We start from the raw sequence: 1,602 nt of genomic DNA, 5'->3' as shown, positions 1-1,602 counted from the left end.
GGTTAGCGAGCTGGCTGCGGAACTGGAAAGGTTACCTTGTGGCAAGGTACTATCCGGGTGTATTTCATTGCCGCTCGGCATCGCGACAACGGACAGCATGGTCCTGGGGTGCTGCCAGGTCGGACAGCCGCGCCGACGATAATTCAGAGCTGCGGTGTTGCGGTGGTGGGGCATTCGCATCACCTGTGCTGCAGCAGGTACACGGCGCCTACTGCCGTGAGACGGAATGCGATTCACTCCAGTGGCCGCCGCGAGTGGACCTTCCTGCCATCTCCGACCGACACCTTGCCGTCGAATTCGCCCACACGATATCACCGGCTTCTTCCACGCACCACGCAACAGAAAGGAGCGGCGAGTGCATCATCAATCGAGGCTGTCTGCAACGCTGGACTACTTCGCCATGCTTCGCGAGATTTTGGCTGCGGATATAGCTGTGATCTACACAGCTGCCGGTGCGCTGTCGAATGCTGATAAGGCGGGACTGGCTCGACGGCTTCACCGTGTTGCGGACCTCCTGACGAGTGGCATTGGCGATGCTCATGGAGATCCACCGCCACCTGCCGTGTTCGGAGCAGGAACACAGGGGATCGATGTGGCTGTTCGCCTTGGTGTAATACCGGAGGCGCAGGCCTTTGTCGAGCGCGTCCTCCAGAGCTGGCGATGGAGCAGCTTGATTTTTGCCGCCAATACAGTTGTTGCCGACTTCGTGGCCTCCTTTGTGGAGGCGGTTGATGGGCAGCAGCATAAGGCAGGTACTCGAATGGCAATTCGTCTGCGTGCGGTGAGCGGCGGACACCTCGTGATTGAAGCCCACGACTCGATCGAAAACGCTCGGTACATAGCGGATGTGAAGCAGATAGTTCAGCCGCGAGTGCGGCAGATCAGTGCACGATGGGGCCGATATTGTACTGGCGAGCGAACAGTGGTGTGGGCGGAACTCGCGCCGCCCGGACTCTGAGCCTGCCGCCGCCTTCTCGGAGCCGAGATCGACCTGCTGTGGGCAGGCCAGCGGGCTTGGGGGATTGGTGGCAGTCGTCCGGTCGAGGTCCGTTGGGGACGACGAAGCCGCAGCAGGGCTTGCAGGAGCCGAGGGCGCGCCCGCGGACCGCAGCTGGGTCGATTCGCTCGCGTAAAGTATCGACCGTCACGTTCGCGCGGATCCAGCGTTTCGCTCGGCGATCACCGAACTCGCCCGCGAGGCCGAAGGTGACCCGATGGTCGGCACGTTTGTGACGAAGGTGGCCGGAAATGCGCAGGTCAACAAGCTTGTCAACATCGCAGAAGTGCGTGGCGACGTTTCATTCGCATGCGTCGAGTGCGCGTTCCCACAGGGGTGCGGGCAGGGCGGCGAATTGTATTGCGGCGGCGCGCAGCAAGGCAGCCGCCCTGTGGCTGTAAACCGCGCGCTGGTGGCATTCGTCACGGGCACGACGGCCGACCTCGCTGGCCGACTCGCTGCTTCGCGTGGTCGCCCGCGATGTAATCCGCATCAAGAGCGCTTGCGGCGACGGCGGCGGTCAAGCTGCTCAAGAACGCGCTTGCGGCGACCAACTTGACCGCACTCGCCGAAACACTGACCGCCGCAACCACGCTCGGTCTAAG

Annotated in this window: 2 protein-coding genes; one reads left to right on the top strand and one right to left on the bottom strand. The window is 62.5% G+C overall.

Annotation, left to right across the window (positions count from 1 at the left end; genetic code table 11):
- Positions 1 to 355 precede the first annotated feature (355 nt).
- Complete coding sequence (locus NA4_RS41165) at positions 356 to 958, top strand: hypothetical protein (protein WP_157129585.1); 603 nt, start codon at positions 356 to 358, stop codon at positions 956 to 958.
- Positions 959 to 1,419: 461 nt separating this feature from the next.
- Here NA4_RS41165 and NA4_RS42340 read toward each other — a convergent pair.
- Positions 1,420 to 1,602, bottom strand: a 183-nt coding sequence (locus tag NA4_RS42340; RefSeq protein WP_218022538.1) for a hypothetical protein, incomplete at its 5' end; no start/stop codon positions are given.

Origin of the sequence: Nocardia amamiensis NBRC 102102 (assembly GCF_001612745.1) — a bacterium.
GTDB lineage: Bacteria > Actinomycetota > Actinomycetes > Mycobacteriales > Mycobacteriaceae > Nocardia > Nocardia amamiensis.
Note: the sequence above shows the minus strand (reverse complement) of the source record. Positions and strands in the feature narration are given on the sequence as shown.